The following is a 19,884-nucleotide window of genomic DNA, read 5'->3' as shown; positions in this document are numbered from 1 at the left end:
AGCGAAAATCGGCCCCAGCGAGGACAGTTTTTGCCGAATTTGCAGCCCCATAGCCGAGCTATGGGGCAAAAAGGCGGTTAAAAATGGACCGCTGCGGTCGATTTGCAGCCGACGATTTCCAAGTCCGACAGGCTCCTAGGGCCTGCTCGATCCGCATGCTTGGCAGCCCGCATCACAGCCCCGGCCTGCCTTGCCCATCCACTCCGCTTGTTATCGCACGCTCCCCATGCCTGTACCGCCGCCCTCCTCCCCACCCCTCGCCGACGAGACGCAGCGGCCGCGCCCCCGCGACGCGTCCGACCTGTTTTGGTCGTTCACCTGGCTGGCCCTGCAAGGGTTTGGCGGCGTGCTGACGGTGGTGCAGCGCGAACTGGTGGAGACCAAGCGCTGGATGACCAACGAAGAGTTTTTAGAGGACTGGGCCGTGGCGCAGATCATGCCGGGGCCCAACGTGGTCAACCTGAGCATCATGATTGGTGATCGCTACTTCGGGCTGCGCGGCGCGCTGGCGGCGCTGGCGGGCATGCTGACGTTTCCGCTGGTGCTGGTGCTGGCGGTGGCCGTGGTCTATGCACAGTTCGCAAGCCATCCTGCGGTGGCCGGTGCGCTGCGCGGCATGGGCGCGGTGGCGGCGGGGCTGATTGCCGGGGTGGGCATCAAGCTGTTTGCATCCATCCAAAACCACCCGCTGGGGCGGCTGCTGTGCGCGCTGCTGGCGGGGCTCACCATCATCGCCATGGCAGTGCTGCAGTGGCCGCTGTACTGGATCTTGCCGGTGATTGGCGGGGCGGCCTGCGTGCTGACATGGCGGAGGATCGCGGCGTGAGCGGCAGCGCCACCAGCACGGTCGCCGCCATGGCCAGCGCGGCTGAGCCGCTGTTGACCCTGGGGCCAATGGACTGGCTGCGCCTGTTCGCCTACTACCTTTCGCTGTCGCTTTTGGCCGTGGGTGGAGTGATTGCCACCACGCCCGACATGCACCGCTACCTGGTCGAGCGCAACGCCTGGCTGACCGACCCGCAGTTCAGCGCCTCCATCACCATCGCCCAGGCAGCCCCGGGGCCCAATGTGCTGTTTGTGGCCCTGCTGGGCTGGCATGTGGGCATCAATGCGGGCGGCGCAGGGCCTGCCGGCTGGTTGCTGGGGGCCATGGGCATGGCGCTGTGCATGCTGGGGGTGATGCTGCCCAGCAGTGTGCTGACCTGGATGGCCACGCGCTGGGGCCACCGCAACCGTGAACGGCGCGCCGTGCGTGCCTTTAAGCAAGGGATGGCCCCGGTGGTGATTGGCTTGCTGCTGGCCACTGCGTGGGTCTTGGCCCGCGCGCACGGCGAACCGGCACTTGACTGGCCCCTGTGGCTGGTAACGGCCATCACCATGCTGCTGGTCTGGCGCACCCGGCTGCATCTGCTGTGGATGCTGGGCACGGGAGCCGTGCTGGGGGCGCTCGGGCTGGTCTAGCCCCCAGCGGGCTCCGCGACCGGCGGCGGCAACGTCAGGTCCGTTGCCGCAGCGCCTCGTACAGGCACACGCTGCTGGCCACCGACACGTTCAGGCTCTCCACCGCGCCCTTCATGGGAATGCTCACGAGCTCGTCGCAGGTCTTTCGCGTGAGCTGGCGCATGCCGTCGCCCTCAGCGCCCAGCACCAGCGCCACCGGCCCCTTGAGGTCTGCCTGGTAGATGGTGCGCGGCGCGTCGTCGCTGGTGCCGATGCACCAGATGTTGCGCTCCTTGAGCTCGCCCAGCGTGCGCGCAAGGTTGGTCACCATGAAATAGGGCATGGTCTCGGCCGCGCCGCTGGCCACCTTGGCCACCGTGGCATTGATGCCCACCGCATGGTCCTTGGGGGCAATGACCGCATGCGCGCCAGCACCGTCGGCCACCCGCAGGCAGGCACCCAGGTTGTGGGGGTCCGTCACGCCGTCGAGCACCAGCAGCAGGGGCTGCTCGATGCCGGCGGCCTCCAGGTTTTCGAGCAGCTCATCGAGCGAGGTGACCTGGGCCACGGGTTCTACCCGGGCGGCCACGCCCTGGTGCCCATGGCTGCCAGCCAGCTTGGCAATGCGCACGCTGTCCGCTTCGATCAGGCGGGCACCGGCCTCGCGGGCACGGTCGAGAAACTGGCGCATGCGCGCGTCGCGGCGCGTGGCTTCGTAATAAATCTCGATGATGGACTGCGGCGCGGTCTTCAGGCGCACGCCCACGGCGTGAAAGCCGAAAAGAACTTTGGGGCTGGACATGGCGGCGATTATCCGCTGGCGGCGAGCACCCACCGACGAATGCTATATAATTAATAGCTACAAAGTGATTACAGACGTGCGCAACCGGCCTAAAACATCAGAAAATGTTGATCCCGCAGGCCAGCGCTGCCCCTCCCGGGGCCGCCGAGCGCGGCGCTCCCCCCGGCTGCAGTCAGACCATGCGTCCGGATTCGATGGTGATGCGGCGGTCGCACTGGTCGGCGATGGCGCGGTCATGCGTGACCAGCACCAGCGTCGTGCCGCGCTCACGATTGAGGTCGAACATCAGCCGCATGATGGTCTCGCCCGTGGCAAAGTCCAGGCTGCCCGTGGGCTCGTCGGCCAACAGCACCGCAGGTTGCACCACAAAGGCCCGGGCCAGGGCCACACGCTGCTGCTCGCCGCCGGACAGCACCTTCGGGTAATGCGACAGACGCTCGCCCAGCCCCACGCGTGCCAGCATGTCCGCAGCGGCCTTGCGGGCGCCCTTTTGAACTTCCCGGCGCTCCGACAGCTCCAAAGGCAGCATCACGTTCTCCAGCGCCGTGAGGTTGCCCATGAGCTGAAAGCTCTGGAACACAAAGCCCACCTTGGCGGCGCGCAGGGCGGCGCGGGCGTCTTCGTCGATGGCAAACAAGTCCTGGCCATCAAGCCGCACGGTGCCGCGTGTGGGGGTATCCAGCCCCGCGATGATGGACAGCAGCGTGCTCTTGCCCGAGCCCGAAGCACCCACGATGGCCACGGTCTCCCTGGGTTCAAGACGGAAATCGATATCCCGCAAAATGTCGAGCGTTCCCGTGGAATCCGTCACCGACTTGAAAACGTGCTCCACCGCGATGATGGGCGTGGACGCGGGCGCGCTGGAAGGCTGGGTGGGCTCGGGCATGAAAGGTTCTTTGCTTTGATTCGACATTTTGACCGCCGCCACTTTATCCTGACCGCGTTGACAGCCGCTGCCGGGGGGCTTTGCTCTGCCCCCACCGCCTGGGCGCAGCCGGCTGCTGCCAAGGGCACGGGGGCTGCACGCACGCCGCTGATCCTGGTGCTGGGCGATTCGCTCAGCGCCGAATACGGCATCGCCCGCGGCTCCGGCTGGGTGGCGCTGCTGGAGCAACAGCTCGCCAAAGAAAAGATCAACGCCCGGGTGGTGAATGCCAGCGTGAGCGGCGACACCACATCGGGCGGCCGCTCACGCCTGCCTGCCCTGCTGGCCGAACACCAGCCCAGCCATGTCGTGATCGAACTCGGCGGCAACGATGCCCTGCGCGGGCTGCCACTCAAAAGCGTGGAAGACAACCTGACGGCCATGACCGAAGCGGCGCAAAAGGCCGGGGCCAAAGTGCTGCTGGTGGGCATGCAGGTGCCCCCCAATTACGGCACCGACTACGCCCGGCGGTTTGCTGCACTGTTCACCGATGTCGCCCAGGCGCGCAAGGCAGGCGTGGTGCCCTTTATCTTGAAAGACGTGGCCGATGGGCCTGACCCGACGCGCCTGTTTCAAGCAGACCGCATTCACCCACGGGCAGAAGCCCACCCGCAGATGCTGGCCAACGTGTGGCCCGAGCTCAAAAAGCTGCTGCGCTGATCACCAGCCCATGCGCCAGGCCCGGCAGGCCTCAGTCAGGATGCCGAACCCGGCACGGGGCCTGCTGCACCCTCGCCGCTGCTGCCCGCATCTGCGGCACGGTCTAGGCCTTGCGCGTCGGCCGACAGGCCGTCCCGGCCACCGCCCGTCGCTTTTTGTGACTTCGCCCGCAGCTTGTCTTCTTTTTTCTGCTTTTTGGCGAGCTCGCGCTGGCGTTTCTCGTATCCGTAGTTGGGTGTTGCCAAGGTAGTTGCTTCCTGAAGTGAAGAGTCACTGTAACAGCACCGATGCCATCAGCCGTCCACCGCGGCAGGGGCAACGGGCCTGACCGAGGCGCGATAGGCATGCCAGCTTGCATGGCCCAGCACCGGCCCGGCCACCAGCAGGCCGATGCCCCAGAACCATAACGACGCCGCCACGATCACCGTGAGCAGCGCGCCCCACTGCAGCATGACCAGCGTGTTGTCCAGCACGACGCGGATGCTGGTGATGCCGGCCGTGAGTGCGTCGGTGTCACGGTCCAGGATCATGGGGATGGACACCACCGAGGTGGAAAACACCAGCGCCGCAAACACCCCGCCCACGGCGGCGTACACCGCCACAAAACTCCAGTTGCTGGGATTGAACACCGCTTCCAGCACCCCGGTGGTCGAGGGCATGCCCGTGTTGAAAAACACGGCAAACACCACCAGCGAGGCGCGACCCCAGAGCAGCTCGAGCACCACCAGCACCAGCACCAGCATGCCCATGCTGCCCATGTGCGAATCCCAGCAGGTGAGCGACTCGCCGAGCGAAGGCGGCAGGCCTGCCTCGCGGCGACGGCTGGTGTCGTACAGCCCCATGGCCAAAAACGGGCCCACCAGCAGGCAACCACTGGCCATCGACATGGTGTACTCGGGCCGGGTGCGAAACACCCAGCCCAGCACCAGCGCCATCAACCAAAAGCAGGTTCCGTAGAAGGCGGCAGTGCCGGGTGCGGCCCGCGCATCGCGCAGGCCCAGCGCCAGCCAGCGCCAGGGGTCGGCCCACCGCAAGCGCTCGATCACCACCGGCGGCGCAGCGCCCGCGCTCTCTTGCGCCGCTGCGCGGGCCACGATCTCGGCCGCCGTCAGGGCCTGCGCTGGCGGCGCGCCTGCACTGCCGGGCGCATCAGCCGCCGGTGGAGCCGACTCTGGTGAGCGACTGGCAGAGTCGGAAGCGGAAGAAACAGCAGTCATGCGCAGACGAGATGGACGCAGCCAGGGCCGCAGATGTCCACCACCCTAATCCACCGCACTGCGCCGCGCCACTGCGGAAACTACCACCCCGACCAGAAGGCTGCTCAGCCCCGCCCGTCACCAAAGGCAGAGAGCATGGCCTGCGCCAGGTCGGCCTGCAGATCTTCAAAGGTTTCGAGGCCAATGGAAAAACGCACCAACGTGCCCGGGCGCAAATGCGGCTGGGGCCGGCTGCGCATGCTGGCCAGATCGTAGGGAACCACCAGGCTGATGGGCCCGCCCCAGCTATAGCCCAACTTGAAAAGTCGCAAGCCATCGCACAAAGCATCCACCTGCCGCTGGGTGTACCGGGGATCGACGATGACACTGAACAGACCGGCGGCCGCGCCCACGCCGTCACGGTCCGCGCCACACAGCGCCTTCCAGTGCGCGTGGCCGGGCGATGACGGCAGTGCCGGGTGCAGCACCTGGGCTATGGGGGGCTGGTCGTCAAGCCACCGCGCCAGCCCACGCGCCACCTCATCATGGGCGCGGTAGCGCAGGCCGATGCTGGGCAGCGACCGCAGCACGGTCTCGGCGTCGTTCGCGCCCACGCCCAGGCCCAGGCGCATGTGAGACAGCTTGAGCTTCATGTGCAAACCAGCGTCGCGGGTCATGACGCTGCCCATCAGCACATCGCCACCGCCGCTGGGGTACTTGGTGAGCGCGTGGATGGAAACATCCACGCCCAGGCTGCCATCGCCCAGCAGGTCAAACGGCGCAAAGGCCAACCCGGCACCCCAGGTGTTGTCCAGCACGCTCGTCACGCCCTGCTCCCGGCAAATGCGCGCCTGGGCGCACAGGTCCGGGAACTCCATCGTGACCGAACCGGGGGCTTCCAGCCACACCAGCCGCGTTGCCGGGGTGATGCGCGCAGCCAGGTCCTGCGGATCCAGCGGGTCATAAAAGACGTGCCGGACACCGAAACGGGCCAGCTCGCCCCGCGCCAGATCCTTGCCCGGGCCGTAGGCGTTGTCGGGGATCAGCACCTCGTCGCCGGGCTGCACCAGCGCCAGCGAGACGCTTGCGATGGCCGCCAGCCCACTGGGCACCAGCAGGCATTGCAAGCCGCCTTCCAGCGCGCACAGGCGCTCTTCCAGCGTGAAGGTGGTCGGCGTGCCATGCAGGCCGTAGGTGTAGCCGCTCTTGTCCTTCCAGTCGCGCGACCGCATGGCGGCCACGTTCGGAAAGATCACCGTGGAAGCCTTGTGAACGGGCGGTTGCGGTGCCGCAAAGCCTTCGGGCGGCGCATAGGGGTGGTGGATCAGCGCCGTGGCGGGGGCCAGTGGGGGTGCGGGAGCGCGGTCGGTCATCGTCAAATGGTAGCGCCCCGCGTGGCACGACAACGGCACGGCGATACGATGCTCCTGGCTCTGACCAACGGCACCGCCCATGTTGCGCGCCCTGCGGAGCCCAGAAAGAGGACAATCTACCGATGCCGCTGATCACGTCGCTTGCCCGCTGGTTGCCTTTTCTGTCGTGGCCACGGCCGGATGCCCGGATGCTGCGCGGCGAGTTCATGGCAGGCATCACGGTGGGCCTCATGCTGGTGCCGCAGGGGGTGGCCTATGCGGCGCTGGCAGGGATGCCCCTGATCACCGGCATTTATGCCTCGCTGGTCCCGGCGCTGGTGGCCGTTTTGTTCAGCGCGTCCACGCGCCTGGGCGTGGGGCCCACTGCGCTCACCAGCCTGCTCATTGGCGCGTCACTCACCGGCATGGCCGAGCCCGGCAGTGCCCACTGGGTGGCGCTGGCAGCATGGATGGCAATCCTCTCGGGCCTGCTGCAACTGGTGATGGGGATGGCCCGCTTCGGCTGGCTGCTCAACCTCGTGACCTCACCCGTCCTCAGCGGTTTCACCCAGGCTGCGGCCATACTGATTCTGGGGTCGCAGCTGGCTTCGCTGCTGGGGCTGCGCTCGAACTGGGGGGCACTGGTCAGCACGCCGTCGCCGGGGCTGTTTGATCTGACCGCTGCGGCGTTCGGGCTGGGCAGCCTGGTTTTGCTGGTACTGGCCCGGCGCTGGCGACCGGGTTTTCCGGCGGCCATGGTGATCGTGGGTGCCGCCGGTGCCCTGAGCTGGGCCATGGGCTATGCCGATGCTGGCGGTGCCGTGCTGGGCGCCCTCCCCTCGGGCCTGCCCGCGCCCTACTGGCCGGGCAGTCTGCCCTGGGACAGCTTCGCAGCGCTCATCATGCCGGTGCTGGTGGTGACGCTGGTGAGCTTTCTGGAAACCGCGTCGAGCGCCAAAGTGGAAAGCCAGCGCTCGGGCGAACCCTGGAACGAAAACCAGGATCTGATCGGCCAGGGCCTGGCCAAGATCAGCAGCGGGCTGTGCGGCAGCTTTGCCACCAGCGCATCGTTCTCGCGTTCAGCCATCAATCTTTATGCAGGTGCCCAAAGCGGCTGGGCCACCGTCTTTTCCATCGCACTGGTTCTGGTGGTCCTGTTGTGGCTGACCCCTGCCCTGTACCACGTGCCGCAGTCGGTGCTTGCCGCTGTGGTGGTGACGGCGGTGACCAGCCTTATCAAGCCCCGAGCACTGCTGGAGGTTTGGCGCATTTCGCAGGTGGAAGCCCTCATCGCCGGCGTCACATTCGCGCTCACGCTGGCCACCGCGCCCCGCATGTACTGGGGTGTGCTGGTGGGTCTGCTGATGAACCTGAGCCACTTTTTGTACCAGCGGCTGCATCCGCGCATCATCGAAGTGGGCCTGCACCCGGACGGCAGCCTGCGCGATCGCCACCTGTGGGCGCTGCCACCGCTGGCTCCGCGCCTGCTGGCGCTGCGGATGGATGCCGAGCTGGACTTTGCCTCCGCAAGCGCGTTGGAGCGCTGGGTGATCGATCACCTTGCCGCCCATCCTGAGACGCTGCATCTGTGCCTGATGGCCCAGCCGATCAATCGCATCGATGTGACCGGCGTGGAGACCTTCGCGAGCCTGTGCGCGCGGATCCAGGGCCGCGGCGGTACCGTGCACGTCAGCGGGCTCAAACTGCCCGCCGAGGAAGTGCTGCGCCATGCAGCGCTGCTGGGCCCGGGCAGCAGGGTCGCTCTGTACCGCACGGATGCCGATGCGCTACGGGCGCTGCAACCGCTGGCCACGCCAGAACACCAGGGCTTGACGGACGGCCCGCCAGGGCAGCCAGCGCAATAGGCGCTGGTACACTGGCGCAACACTATTTTGGTCTGACTGTGTCTGACTCTGCGGCATCCCATCTTGTCGATCTGCGCGACCTCCAGCTGGACGCGGCGCAAGCCTTGGTCTCGCAATCACGTGCGGGCCAGCCCGTGGCGCCTGCACGCGAGGAACCTGCCCGCTATTTGCAGGGGCTGATTGACGGCCTGTGCGAGCTCTCGCTCAAGGACCCGCTCACCGGCCTTGCCAATCGACGGCATTTCCGTGCCGTCCTGGAACGCGAGATCGACCGCGTTACTCGATCCGGGGAAGCCGCCCTGCTGCTGATGCTGGACATCGACCACTTCAAGAAGGTCAACGACACCTACGGCCACCCCGCTGGCGATGTGGTGCTGCAATCGGTGGCGCGCACCTTGGACGCCTGCGTCCGCCCCATGGACACGCTGGCGCGCTACGGCGGCGAAGAATTTGCGGTGGTGCTTCCGGCATGCCAGGCGGGCTTTGGACGCATGGTGGCCGAACGCATCCGCCGCGCGGTGGCCGATACCCCGGTTCGGGTATCTCCGACGGTAGAGCTTAACGTGACGGTGAGCATCGGTGGAGCCTTTGCCCTGCAGTGGATCCGCTCGACCACCCTGCTATGGACCGACCGTGCTGATCACCAGCTCTACAAAGCCAAGGCCTCTGGACGCAACCGCGTCAGCATTGAGGAACAGCCTGACAGCACCGTCACCGCCGAAGAAAAAAGCCTGTTGTTTGGCCCGCTTTACAACCCCTCGGGCTGGGTTGACCTGCCGCCGGTTGATCCCGCAGGCAGCGCCCAATGAAAGTTAGAAGATGAGCGACGCGCTGTCCCCCACGATCCCCCCGTCAGCCGGTCACCAACCGGGTGCCCGCATCATTGCCATCACCAGCGGCAAGGGCGGCGTAGGCAAAACCTTTGTCTCGGCCAACCTTGCAGCGGCATTGACCCGACGCGGTCACCGCGTGCTGGTGCTGGATGCCGACCTGGGCCTGGCCAACCTGGACGTGGTGCTGAACCTGCACCCCAAGATCACCCTGCACGATGTCTTCACCGGCCAGGCCACCCTGGAGAGCGCGGTCATCCAGGCACCCGGCGGCTTTCATGTGCTGCTGGCGGGCTCGGGCATGGTCGAGTATTCGCGCCTCACGCCTGAAGTGCGCAGCCAGTTCCTGAGCGTGATCCAGGCGCTCACGCCCAAATACGACGTGGTCTTGCTTGACACAGGCGCAGGCATCTCCGACGTGGTGCTGTTCTCGATATCGCTGGCCTCCGAAGTCGTCATCGTGGCCACGCCCGAGCCCACTTCCCTGACCGATGCCTATGCCGCGATCAAGGTGTTGTCGATGCAGCAAAAGCGCCAGCACGTGCGCATGGTCATCAACCAGGCGGCGCGTCCGGGCGATGGCCGGGCCATCACGAGCCAGCTGCAACAGGTGCTCGATCGTTTTGTGACCTCTGACTCTGGCCGACCCGTGCGACTGATTCACATGGGCGACATCCCGGTGGACCCCGCCGTGCGCGACGCCGTCATGCGCCGCCAGCTGCTGCTGCTGCAAACCCCAGGCTGCCCCGCCGCACTGGCCATTGCCCAGTTGGCCAACAAGATCGAAGCAGCCCTGCTCACGCAGGTATCCTGACGGCATTGCCGCCGGAGGCAGGCTGCGCGTTGGGAACGCATTCGCCGGGATGGGACGCTCGCCCGCCACCCAGCATGATGTGTTGATGGCGTGCGGGTCTGCCCTGTCGCACCGCCCGGACGGGCGCACTCCCGACTGCCCATCTGATCATCTGCCGCCCCGCGATCCGCAGACCCTGCCCTCCAAAACGCCCGATTCACCGTGACTGTCGCCGCCCAGCCCGTACTCAATATTTCCTGCTACCAGTTCGTGCCGCTGCCCGATGCGGCCGCCCTGGGCGATGTGCTGCGCGCTCGCGCGCGGGCCGCCGACCTCAAGGGAACCATCCTGCTGGCGCAAGAGGGCATCAACGTCTTCCTGGCTGGCCCCGAGCAGGCCGTGCGCGGCTTCGTCGCTGCGTTGAAACAGGACGCCCGCTTTGCCGATCTCGCCCCCAAGGAAAGCTGGTCGGCCACCGTGCCCTTTCGCAAGATGCTGGTCAAGGTCAAGCGCGAAATCATCCGCATGGACCATCCCGCCATCCAGCCCGCCCAGGGCCGGGCGCCATCGGTCGACCCGGTGACACTGCGGCGCTGGCTCACCACGGGCCGCGACGACGAGGGCCGCGAGGTTGTGACCCTCGACACGCGCAACGCATTTGAAGTGGATGCGGGCACCTTCGAGGGTGCCATCGACTGGCGCATTGGCAAGTTCACAGAGTTTCCCGCCGCGCTGCGGGCCCACAAGGCAGAGTTACACAACAAGACCGTCGTGAGCTTTTGCACTGGCGGCATCCGCTGCGAAAAAGCCGCCATCCTCATGCGCGAAGAGGGGCTGCCCCATGTGTACCAGCTCGAAGGCGGCATCCTGAAGTATTTCGAACTGACGGATGGCGCGCACTACCAGGGCGGCTGTTTTGTGTTCGATGACCGCGCTGTGCTGGCCCCTGACCTGGCAGCAGACCCTAACGGCAAGCGCGCAGGCACCACACCCCGAGCGCATATTGCTACAACAATGTGAGCAATTAACCCAATACCGCCGTGCGTAACAGGGCAAAAATACCTTGAAAATTCGCCCGACAAGCCCCTCGGCGGGCACGCACCCCCGGTGGCGCAGAGTGTGCCGCCTGACAGCCCTTGGCCAGCCGCGGGCTTGACGCGGCGGGCAGGCTGCCTGGGCCCCCCGCCAACCGCTGCGTCAACGCCCCGGTGCAGCGCGCGCGACTGCGCGGTCGCTGCAGCGCTCGAGGGGCTGGTCAGGTCGCCAGACGGGCAGCCGCTTGCGCTATGCGCTGGCCGAACTGGCGGCCGGTTTCAAGATCGCCGGGGAACATTTCGGCCGCTGACGCGTCCGAGGGCGACTGCGCCATGGCGCCACTGGAGGTGCCGATCCAGTTCACATCGTTGCGCGTGGCCGCCTTGGAATTCGCGGGCATCATGCCCGTGCCCACCCACAGCCCGCCGTGCTGCATGGCCAGGTGGAACAGGTAGTCCAGCGTGACCTGTTTGTCGCCGTTGGTGCTGGCGCTGTTGGTGAACCCGGCGAACAGCTTGTCCTTCCAGGCCTGGCTGAACCAGGGCTTGCTCGACGCATCGGCGAACTTCTTGAACTGCCAGCTGGGCCCGGCCATGTACGTGGGCGTGCCAAAAACAATGGCGTTGGCAGCGGCCAGGGTCTCCCAGCCGCCTTCGGGCAGGTTGCCGTCGGCATCAATGGCCACCAGTTCGGCGCTGGCGCCTTCGGCAACCGCCTGCGCCAGTCGCTGGGTATGGCCGTAGCCCGAATGAAAAACCACTGCAATTTTTGCCATGAATAACTCCTGATCAAACAACATCAACACACACGTCGACCACTGCGTCGACAACCACCGGGCTCAAGCTGCCAGGTCAAACACCAGCACCTCGGCATCGTCGCCGTCCGACAAGGACAGCCTGTCTTCATCCTGAATCAGCGCTGCATCGCCACCCGACAGGGCCAGGCCATTGACGGACAACGCCCCGCGCACCAGGTGCACATAGGTCTTGCGGCCGGGCTGCAGCGGGTGCGACACGGCATCAGCACCATGCAGCAAGCCCGCGTAGAGCGACGCATCGGCATGGATTCGGACCGAACCGTCTGCGCCATCAGGGGAGGCCACCAGCCGCAACACGCCGCGTTTTTCAGCATCGGAGAAGGTCTTTTGCTCGTAGCCGGGCACAACGCCGTGCTCATTGGGCTCAATCCATATCTGCAGGAAATGCGTGGTCTGGCCCGCCGCATGGTTGAATTCACTGTGCATAACTCCCGTGCCAGCGCTCATGCGCTGCACATCGCCGGGAGGGATCGCCTTGATGTTGCCCATGCTGTCCTTGTGGGCCAGTTCACCCGAGAGCACGTAGCTGATGATTTCCATGTCGCGGTGGCCATGCGTGCCAAAACCCGTGCCGGGCGCGATACGGTCCTCATTGATGACGCGCAGGTTGCCAAAACCCATGTGCGCCGGGTCGTGGTAACCCGCGAACGAAAAGCTGTGGAATGACTTGAGCCAGCCATGATCGGCATAGCCCCGGTCGTTGGATTTTCGAATGGTCAGCACGGCACAAACTCCTTGAAGGCCTTCACTGTACGCACGGCAACATACGCAAAGTTGCAATCAGATCGTCGTAATAATTCAAATTATTTGAAATACACTCCAGCCTTCATGCAACACCCGCGCGACGTTCTGACACCCGACGCCTTGGCCATGCTGCAGGTGATCGCCAAGGAAGGCAGCTTCGCCGCGGCCGCGCGCACGCTGGGCCTGGTACCCAGCGCACTTACCTACCGCGTACGCCAGATCGAAGATGCCCTGGACGTGCTGCTGTTTGACCGCAGTGCCCGCCAGGCCAAGCCCACCGAGGCGGGCAGTGAACTGCTGCGAGAAGGCGCGCGACTGCTGGACGACATTGATGCCCTGGCCCATCGCGTGCGGCGGGTGGCCACAGGGTGGGAGCCCCAGCTGACCTTGTCGATCGACGGCATCATCTCGACCCAGACCATCCTCGAACTGGTCGACGCTTTCTATGCGATGGCGCCGCCCACACGCCTCAAACTGCGGGACGACATCCTGAGCGGGACGCTGGAGGCCCTGACCTCGGGTCGCGCCGATCTGGCCATTGGTGTGTCGACGGTGGGTTCCGAGGTGGCAGGCCTGCAGCAGGAACTCCTTGGCGAGGTGCCATTCATCTACGCGGTGGCTCCGCACCATCCGCTGGCGGGCGCGCCGCAGCCCATCACTGACGCCACACTGCGCCAGCACCGCGCAGTGGCCGTGGCCGATACCGCCACCCGTGGCGGCGCCACCGCAGGATTGCTGAGCGGGCAGGATGTGCTGACGGTGGACAGCATGCAGACCAAGGTCCAGGTCCAGCTTCGGGGGCTGGGCGGCGGGTTCTTGCCCGAGCCCATGGCGCGCCCCTACCTGGAGGCCGGGCGGCTGGTCACGCGTCGCGTGGCACGGGCCGATCGCAAGGTGCGTGTTTACTATGCCTGGGGCTGCCCCGGATTCACGGCACCCGGCCGGGCGCTGCAATGGTGGCTCCATCAGCTCCAAAGCCCGGCAACACGCCGTGCTCTGCTGGAAAACCACCATCATTTCTGACGTTTCGACCGCTGCCAGTCATGCCTTGCGCGTGTAGAGTGGGTGCAGTTGCACGTTCTTCGCAGATTCCTCGCCGTCCGTCATACAAAGGCCACTCCATGAGCAACCCAGACACCCGCCCCGCAGAACGCCGCCGACGCCACGCCAGCACATCACAAGCAGCGGGCGCTTTGCAGTCCGCCGCCGCTTCGGCGCCCGTGACCTGGTCGGGCAAGCCACGCAAGCATTTCGCCGTGATCGGCGCTGGTGTGGCCGGGGTTGCCTGCGCGCGCACGCTGGCGCAGGCGGGCCACCGGGTGACGGTGTTCGAAAAGGCCGATGAGGCAGGCGGGCGAACGACCACCGTGGACAGCCCGTTTGGCAACTTTGACGCGGGCGCACAGTACTTCACCATCCGCGACCCCCGCTTTGCCAGGGCCATCGACACCGTCCCGGGGGTGTGCAAGCGCTGGAGCGCCAGCTCTGTGTGCGTGCTGGACGCCACGGGTCGCGTCGCCGCTGCCGGCCTGGCGGGGGGCGAGGCGCACTGGGTGGCAAGCCCAGGCATGCAGTCGCTGGTATCCACGTGGGCAGAGCCGCTGCGCCGCTCGGGCGACCTGGTCGTGCAGACGCGCGTCATGCGCATCGAACGCGACGCCGTGCACGATGGTCAATGGCAGTTACGCACAGCGGGCGCCGATGAAGCGCAGCGCGTCTTTGCAGGGTTTGACGCCGTTTTGCTGGCCATTCCCTCGGTGCCCGCACAGGCATTGCTAGCCAGTTCGTCCCTCGACAGTCGGCTGGCCGATGCCCTTGCGACCGTGGCCATTGCCCCCTGCTGGACCCTGTTGCTGGCCTACCCGCAGGCCGTGCGGCCCGGCCTGACGACGCTTGGACCACAGTGGAACGCAGCGCGCAGCACCCACCACCGGATTGCATGGCTGGCGCGAGAATCGTCCAAACCGGGCCGCAACCTGGTCGAGCGCTGGACGGTGCAGGCCAGCCCCGCCTGGTCTGCAGAACACCTCGAAGATGACGAGGCGCGCGTCAAGGCCAAGTTGCTCAAGGCGTTTTCAGAGATTACGGGGATCCGGGCCGAGCCCTCTTACGTGGAGACGCGCCGCTGGCGCTATGCGCAAACCATCCACCCCCTGGGCCGCAGCCATCTGTGGGATGCGGGGGCAGGCATTGGGGCCTGCGGCGACTGGTGTCTGGGGCACCGCATGGAAGACGCTTTCGTCTCTGGGCTTGAACTGGCGCTTGCGGTGGCATGACGGCGACCGGCACGCCCAGGCGCGCTGCCACCGGCAGTCCCACCCACACCCCTGTTGGGCCGCGGGAAGACGATGCTCCTTTGTCCGCACGCTCCAGCGGGCGTTATGTGGGGCGCTTTGCCCCCTCGCCCACGGGTCCCCTGCACGCGGGCTCGTTGGTGGCAGCGCTGGCAAGCTGGCTGGACGCACGCGCATTCAACGACGGTCGTGGGGGTCGGTGGCTGGTGCGCATCGAGGATGTCGATACCCCACGGTGCAGCCAGGCCGCTGCTGAGACCATTTTGGGGCAACTGGCGGCCTGCGGCCTGCACCCCGACGCACCGCCGGTATGGCAATCGACTCGCAGCAGGCACTACCAGGCTGCACTGGATGCACTGGTCGCTGCAGGCCAGGCGTATCCGTGCGGATGTTCTCGCAAGGACATCAAGCAGGCCCATGCAGCTGTGGGTCACGCCCGCGAGCGACATGCAGCGCTGCCGTATCCCGGAACCTGTCGCGCCGGTCTTGGTGGCAAAGCTGCGCGGTCCTGGCGGTTTGCGGTACCTCGCAGGCAACCGCAGGCACAAGCAATCATGACTGAACCCAGTGCAACGCAAAGCCAGGGGGCTCTGACGGCTGCAGTCGAGGGGCCGCAGGTGTGCTGGCACGACCGTCGCCTGGGCCAGCAGCACCAGGACGTCGCTGCCGATGTGGGCGACTTCGTACTGCGCCGGGCAGACCATCTGTGGGCCTACCAGCTGGCCGTGGTGGTCGACGATGCAGACCAGGGCATCACCGATGTGGTGCGCGGGGAAGACCTTTGCGACAACACCGCCCGTCAGATTTTGTTGCAAAAAGCGCTGGGATTGCCCACCCCACGCTATCTGCATACTCCGATCGTCTATGGACCTAACGGTGAGAAACTGTCCAAGCAAAATGGGGCGCACCCCCTTGATCTGGGCGCGCCCGCCGCTGCGCTCATCGACGCAGCGAACGTGCTGGGCATTCAATCACCCGAAGCGGGCCGAAATAATTTGATACCCGATGTTCTTTCCCACTGCGTCAAAGCGTGGCGACGAACCTACAATCAGACAACGTGACTGAAGTGAGCGCCGTTTCCACTCCCGACTGGCCGCTGCAGGCTGAACAGCCCCGCGAGCCGGGCGGTGCGCCCGTTGGCGTGTCCCACCCCAAGACGATCAAGAGCTTTGTGCGCCGCGCCGGCCGCACCACCACCGGGCAGGCCAAGGCGTTTGAGGAACTCGGCCCCCGCTACGTGATACCGTTCCAATCTGCGCCCATCGATGCCACTGCCGCTTTTGGCCGGCAGGCTCCGCTGATTCTGGAAATCGGGTTCGGCATGGGCGAGGCCACGGCCCACGTTGCAAGGGTGCGCCCGGACGATAATTTTCTGTGCTGCGAGGTCCATGAACCCGGGGTAGGCGCGCTGCTCAAGCGCATTGGCGAACAGGGCCTCACGAATATCCGTATACTGCGCCACGATGCGGTAGAGGTAATTGACCTCATGCTGCCAGAAGCGAGCCTTGATGGCATACACATCTTTTTCCCCGATCCGTGGCACAAGTCTCGGCACAACAAGCGCCGCCTGATCCAGGCACCGCTGGTGGCCAAGCTGGCGGCGCGACTCAAGCGCGGCGGCTATGTGCATTGCGCCACCGACTGGGAACCTTACGCACAGCAAATGCTTCAAGTCCTCAGCTCTGAGCCTTGCCTGCGCAACACATCCCATGACTTTGCGCCCCAACCCGAGTACAGGCCACGCACCAAGTTTGAAAATCGGGGCCTGCGTCTCGGGCATGGGGTTTGGGACCTTATTTTTGTGCGTTCCGCCTAATATCGAGATGCGCCCTCAGCCTGATCCAATACGTCCATGAAGCCCATCCTTCAAAACCTGGTCGAAATGACCGGCCACCGCGACCATATCCGGCTGGAAGTGTCGGTACTCTCGACGCTGCAAAAACTCAGCGGCATCATCGAGATCCGGGCGCTGGAACTGTTCACCGATGGCGGTCAGCCTCACTTGCGACCCCGCACGTGGGTAGAAAACGGACAACTGACGTCCACGGACTCCGAGGCGGCAGCCGACCCGCGCCGACAGTCGCTTGAGCACTATCCTGCCCTGCGGGAGTGCATCGCGCATCATGGCGACAGCGCGCTGGATTCGCCCCGCAAAGGGCGCTACGTGCTCTGGCTACCCGTCTGGATGCACGAGAAAGTGCATACCTGCCTGGAAATCACCCAGTCCAGGCCGTTTTCTGCACACAAGCTCGATGTGCTCAAAGGCGTGTTCCACGTCTACCAGAACTATCAAAGCCTGCTGGATTACAGCGAACGCGATGCACTGACCGGGCTGTTCAACCGCAAGACGTTTGACGAGCAGTTTTCTCGCCACACCGCCATGCAGGGGATGCCGAGCCAGACTGGTGAGGCCGTGGAGGCAATGGCAACCGAAGAGCTCTCGGCTGACAACGAGCAGATCGAGCAGTGGCTGGCCGTGGTGGACATTGACCACTTCAAGCAGGTGAACGACCGGTTTGGCCACCTCTACGGCGACGAGGTGCTGATCCTGATTGCAAACATTCTTCGCAGTTCGTTCCGCAGCCACGACCGCATCTTCCGGTTTGGTGGTGAGGAATTCGTGGTGCTGCTGCGCTCCACCACCCTGAGCACAGCGCACAAGGTGTTCAACCGGTTCCGCATGACGGTGCAGGAGTACTCATTCCCGCAGGTGGGCCAGGTCACCGTGAGCCTTGGTTTCGTCAGCACGTCCAAGGGTGCGCCGGTGGAAATCCTCGGCCAGGCAGACCAGGCCCTCTACTACGCCAAGGAGCACGGGCGCAACCAGGTCTGTTACTACGACGAACTGATTGCCAGCGGGCAGCTGGCCGCCAAGGTGGTCGGCAACGACGACGTCGAGCTTTTCTAGGAGCCTTTCGGACTTGAAGCGTCGAAAGCGAAAATCGGCCCCAGCCAGGACAGTTTTTGCCGAATTTGCAGCTCCATAGCCGAGCTATGGGGCAAAAAGGCGGTTAAAAATGGACCGCTGCGGTCGATTTGCAGCCGACGATTTCCAAGTCCGACACGCTCCTAGAAACGGCAGTTGACCGCTTGTCATCTTGGCGCACACCGCGTGGACTCGAGCCTTGGGTTGTTTTCGCTGCCTCACCTTGGGGGTGACAGCGCTATGCACTTGCCAGCACCGCTTTTGGAGCGCCATGCGGCGTTGCTTCTCCTTGCAGGCACGAGCCTGTCGCGTCGTCGCGCCTTGCCTGGCGCCCCAACAGCAGCGCTGGCAAATGCATCCAACTGCCGTTTTTAGGCTGAGTGCAGGGCCGCTTGGCTCGCCCGGTAAAATCCACTTCCCCCACTAGCGCTTCCATGCGCCTCATGCGTCGCCCCCATGAACGTCATTCGCCCTTTTGCTGCCGGGGCATCCTCCGCCGAGGCCACTGATCCCTACATCCGTGACACCATCCGCTGGCTGGAGCGGGCCGTGATTGGGCTCAATCTCTGTCCTTTTGCAAAGGCTGTGCATGTCAAGGGCCAGATTCACTGCGTGGTGGCCTTGACCACAGACCTCGGTGAGGTGCGCGATTGGCTCTGCAGCGAGATGTCCGCCTTGGTGGCCGCGCCTCCCAAGGAGAGGGATACGACGCTGCTGATCCTGCCAGGGTGCCTCCACGACTTTCTGGACTTCAATGATTTCCTGGGCGAAGCAGACGCCTTGCTGGACGCCATGGGACTGGCTGGAATTGTGCAAATCGCCAGTTTTCACCCCCGTTTTCAGTTTGCCGGCACGGACGCAGACGATGTGACGAACTGCACCAATCGATCTCCCTATCCCACGCTACACCTGCTGCGCGAGGAGAGCATCGACCGCGCCGTGGAGGTGTTTCCGGAGGCGGAGGCGATTTTCGAGCGGAACATGGACGTGTTGCAGGCGCTGGGTCTGCAGGGCTGGGCCGCGCTGGATGTCGGACCGCGCGTAGATCCAATCGAGGCACCAGGCTCAGATCGGAGCCTGCCTTGATGAAAAAAAGCAAACATGCCACCACGCCCGGCGCGAAGCCATCGCGGGGCACAGTTACCGGGCGCGGTGTTCCCAGCGCTGAGCCCGGGGAGCTGTCGGAGCTGAGACCGGGGCAGTCGGTCGAGCTTCTGAAAGAACTGCACATCCTCACCCGGGATGGGCGGCTCAACCAGGACGCAAGGCGCAAGCTCAAGCAGGTCTGTCATCTGTTCAACTTCATCGAGCCGCTGCTCAAGGATCTGTCCACTTCAGACCGAGGCCCCACGCTGGCAGACCATGGGGCGGGCAAGTCGTATCTTGGCTTCATCCTGTACGACCTGTACTTCAAGGCCTTGGGCCGAGGTCATATCTACGGTGTGGAAACGCGTGCCGAGCTGGTAGCGAAGTCGCGTTCGCTGGCCCTCAAACTGGGGTTTGACCGCATGTCTTTCCTCAATGTATCGGTTGCTGAATCCACTGACGCTGACGAATTGCCAGCTCAGATCGATGTCGTCACCGCATTGCATGCCTGCGACACAGCGACCGACGATGCCATCGCTTTCGGCCTGCAGAAAAACGCCCGGGCGATGGTGCTGGTGCCCTGTTGCCAGGCCGAAATGGCGGCCTGCCTGCGCCAGGGCAAGGCCCTGCAACTGGCGCGCACGCCGCTCGCTGAGCTGTGGCGTCACCCGCTGCACACGCGTGAACTGGGCAGTCAGGTCACCAATGTGCTGCGCTGCCTGTACCTGGAGGCCAGCGGTTATCAGGTCACGGTGACCGAACTGGTGGGGTGGGAGCACAGCATGAAGAATGAGCTCATCATTGCCCGCTACACCGGACAAAAAAAGCGCAGTGCCTCGGAACGTTTGCGCGCCATTCTTGAGCAATTCGGCCTCGCGACGATGCTGGGGGCGCGTTTTGGATTGCAGCACGAAGCTGGTGATCGCCTCACCGCAGAACGTAGCGAATCGCACTGAACAAGCTCAGATGGTGGCCACTGCTAGGAGCCTGTCGGACTTGGAAATCGTCGGCTGCAAATCGACCGCAGCGGTCCATTTTTAACCGCCTTTTTGCCCCATAGCTCGGCTATGGGGCTGCAAATTCGGCAAAAACTGTCCTCGCTGGGGCCGATTTTCGCTT

Annotated in this window: 21 protein-coding genes; 14 read left to right on the top strand and 7 right to left on the bottom strand. The window is 65.0% G+C overall.

Features of this window, described 5'->3' with window-relative positions:
• Positions 1–226 precede the first annotated feature (226 nt).
• Both ACK543_RS04620 and ACK543_RS04615 read left to right on the top strand, forming a co-directional pair.
• Complete coding sequence (locus tag ACK543_RS04620; RefSeq protein WP_409941675.1) at positions 227–826, top strand: chromate transporter; 600 nt, start codon at positions 227–229, stop codon at positions 824–826.
• A 29-nt stretch (positions 827–855) separates the two neighbouring features.
• Positions 856–1,461 carry a chromate transporter gene (locus ACK543_RS04615; RefSeq protein WP_409941678.1) on the top strand — a complete coding sequence of 202 codons (606 nt, stop codon included), beginning with the start codon at positions 856–858 and terminating at the stop codon, positions 1,459–1,461.
• Between the two features lie 34 nt (positions 1,462–1,495).
• Here ACK543_RS04615 and rlmB read toward each other — a convergent pair whose 3' ends face one another.
• Entirely contained in the window at positions 1,496–2,242 is a 747-nt protein-coding gene (gene rlmB / locus ACK543_RS04610; protein ID WP_409941674.1) for a 23S rRNA (guanosine(2251)-2'-O)-methyltransferase RlmB, read from the bottom strand.
• A 172-nt stretch (positions 2,243–2,414) separates the two neighbouring features.
• Positions 2,415–3,128 (bottom strand): ABC transporter ATP-binding protein, encoded by a 714-nt coding sequence (locus ACK543_RS04605; RefSeq protein ID WP_409941673.1) that lies wholly within the window; start codon positions 3,126–3,128, stop codon positions 2,415–2,417.
• Between the two features lie 18 nt (positions 3,129–3,146).
• Between ACK543_RS04605 and ACK543_RS04600 the strand changes: the two genes are divergently transcribed.
• Positions 3,147–3,827, top strand: a complete 681-nt coding sequence (locus ACK543_RS04600; protein ID WP_409941677.1) for an arylesterase — start codon at positions 3,147–3,149, stop codon at positions 3,825–3,827.
• A gap of 35 nt (positions 3,828–3,862) precedes the next feature.
• Here the strand turns inward: ACK543_RS04600 and ACK543_RS04595 are convergent, their stop codons facing one another.
• The 3 genes from ACK543_RS04595 to ACK543_RS04585 form a co-directional block, all read right to left on the bottom strand.
• Positions 3,863–4,072, bottom strand: coding sequence for a hypothetical protein (locus ACK543_RS04595; RefSeq protein WP_409941672.1), 210 nt, complete (start codon positions 4,070–4,072; stop codon positions 3,863–3,865).
• A 48-nt stretch (positions 4,073–4,120) separates the two neighbouring features.
• Positions 4,121–5,044: a DUF2189 domain-containing protein gene (locus tag ACK543_RS04590; protein ID WP_409941671.1), complete on the bottom strand. Its 924-nt coding sequence runs from the start codon at positions 5,042–5,044 to the stop codon at positions 4,121–4,123.
• 104 nt (positions 5,045–5,148) lie between these two features.
• Positions 5,149–6,396 carry a PLP-dependent transferase gene (locus ACK543_RS04585; RefSeq protein WP_409941670.1) on the bottom strand — a complete coding sequence of 416 codons (1,248 nt, stop codon included), beginning with the start codon at positions 6,394–6,396 and terminating at the stop codon, positions 5,149–5,151.
• Between the two features lie 122 nt (positions 6,397–6,518).
• Between ACK543_RS04585 and ACK543_RS04580 the strand changes: the two genes are divergently transcribed.
• The 4 genes from ACK543_RS04580 (at position 6,519) to ACK543_RS04565 (ending at position 10,883) form a co-directional block, all read left to right on the top strand.
• The gene (locus tag ACK543_RS04580; protein ID WP_409941669.1) at positions 6,519–8,240 is read left to right on the top strand and encodes a SulP family inorganic anion transporter; all 1,722 of its coding nucleotides are present in this window, start codon (positions 6,519–6,521) and stop codon (positions 8,238–8,240) included.
• A gap of 38 nt (positions 8,241–8,278) precedes the next feature.
• Positions 8,279–9,049 carry a GGDEF domain-containing protein gene (locus ACK543_RS04575; RefSeq protein WP_409941668.1) on the top strand — a complete coding sequence of 257 codons (771 nt, stop codon included), beginning with the start codon at positions 8,279–8,281 and terminating at the stop codon, positions 9,047–9,049.
• A 10-nt stretch (positions 9,050–9,059) separates the two neighbouring features.
• Positions 9,060–9,884, top strand: a complete 825-nt coding sequence (locus ACK543_RS04570) for a MinD/ParA family protein (protein WP_409941667.1) — start codon at positions 9,060–9,062, stop codon at positions 9,882–9,884.
• A 201-nt stretch (positions 9,885–10,085) separates the two neighbouring features.
• Positions 10,086–10,883: a sulfurtransferase gene (locus ACK543_RS04565; RefSeq protein WP_409941666.1), complete on the top strand. Its 798-nt coding sequence runs from the start codon at positions 10,086–10,088 to the stop codon at positions 10,881–10,883.
• Positions 10,884–11,118: 235 nt separating this feature from the next.
• On the opposite strand, the gene ACK543_RS04560 is transcribed toward ACK543_RS04565, so the two are convergent.
• Positions 11,119–11,673 carry a flavodoxin family protein gene (locus ACK543_RS04560; RefSeq protein WP_409941665.1) on the bottom strand — a complete coding sequence of 185 codons (555 nt, stop codon included), beginning with the start codon at positions 11,671–11,673 and terminating at the stop codon, positions 11,119–11,121.
• A 63-nt stretch (positions 11,674–11,736) separates the two neighbouring features.
• Positions 11,737–12,438, bottom strand: coding sequence for a pirin family protein (locus ACK543_RS04555; protein ID WP_409941664.1), 702 nt, complete (start codon positions 12,436–12,438; stop codon positions 11,737–11,739).
• Positions 12,439–12,543: 105 nt separating this feature from the next.
• Here ACK543_RS04555 and ACK543_RS04550 point away from each other — a divergent pair, with 105 nt between their 5' ends.
• The 7 genes from ACK543_RS04550 to ACK543_RS04520 all read left to right on the top strand — a co-directional run bounded on the left by ACK543_RS04550 (position 12,544) and on the right by ACK543_RS04520 (position 19,721).
• The gene (locus tag ACK543_RS04550) at positions 12,544–13,482 is read left to right on the top strand and encodes a LysR family transcriptional regulator (RefSeq protein WP_409941663.1); all 939 of its coding nucleotides are present in this window, start codon (positions 12,544–12,546) and stop codon (positions 13,480–13,482) included.
• A gap of 98 nt (positions 13,483–13,580) precedes the next feature.
• Entirely contained in the window at positions 13,581–14,735 is a 1,155-nt protein-coding gene (locus ACK543_RS04545; RefSeq protein ID WP_409941662.1) for an NAD(P)/FAD-dependent oxidoreductase, read from the top strand.
• Between the two features lie 80 nt (positions 14,736–14,815).
• Complete coding sequence (gluQRS, locus tag ACK543_RS04540; protein WP_409941661.1) at positions 14,816–15,814, top strand: tRNA glutamyl-Q(34) synthetase GluQRS; 999 nt, start codon at positions 14,816–14,818, stop codon at positions 15,812–15,814.
• 35 nt (positions 15,815–15,849) lie between these two features.
• The gene (gene trmB / locus ACK543_RS04535; protein ID WP_409941676.1) at positions 15,850–16,569 is read left to right on the top strand and encodes a tRNA (guanosine(46)-N7)-methyltransferase TrmB; all 720 of its coding nucleotides are present in this window, start codon (positions 15,850–15,852) and stop codon (positions 16,567–16,569) included.
• Positions 16,570–16,605: 36 nt separating this feature from the next.
• Positions 16,606–17,661, top strand: a complete 1,056-nt coding sequence (locus ACK543_RS04530; protein WP_409941660.1) for a GGDEF domain-containing protein — start codon at positions 16,606–16,608, stop codon at positions 17,659–17,661.
• 474 nt (positions 17,662–18,135) lie between these two features.
• A complete protein-coding gene (locus ACK543_RS04525; protein ID WP_409941659.1) occupies positions 18,136–18,765 on the top strand; it encodes a DUF1415 domain-containing protein in 630 nt (209 codons plus the stop codon).
• On the top strand, positions 18,765–19,721 hold the full coding sequence (locus ACK543_RS04520; RefSeq protein WP_409941658.1) for a class I SAM-dependent methyltransferase: 957 nt from the start codon (positions 18,765–18,767) through the stop codon (positions 19,719–19,721). The genes ACK543_RS04525 and ACK543_RS04520 overlap by 1 nt, the downstream gene beginning before the upstream one ends.
• The last annotated feature ends 163 nt before the right edge of the window (positions 19,722–19,884 follow it).

Origin of the sequence: Acidovorax sp., assembly GCF_046341535.1 — a bacterium.
Classification (GTDB): Bacteria; Pseudomonadota; Gammaproteobacteria; order Burkholderiales; family Burkholderiaceae_C; genus Acidovorax.
Note: the sequence above shows the minus strand (reverse complement) of the source record. Positions and strands in the feature narration are given on the sequence as shown.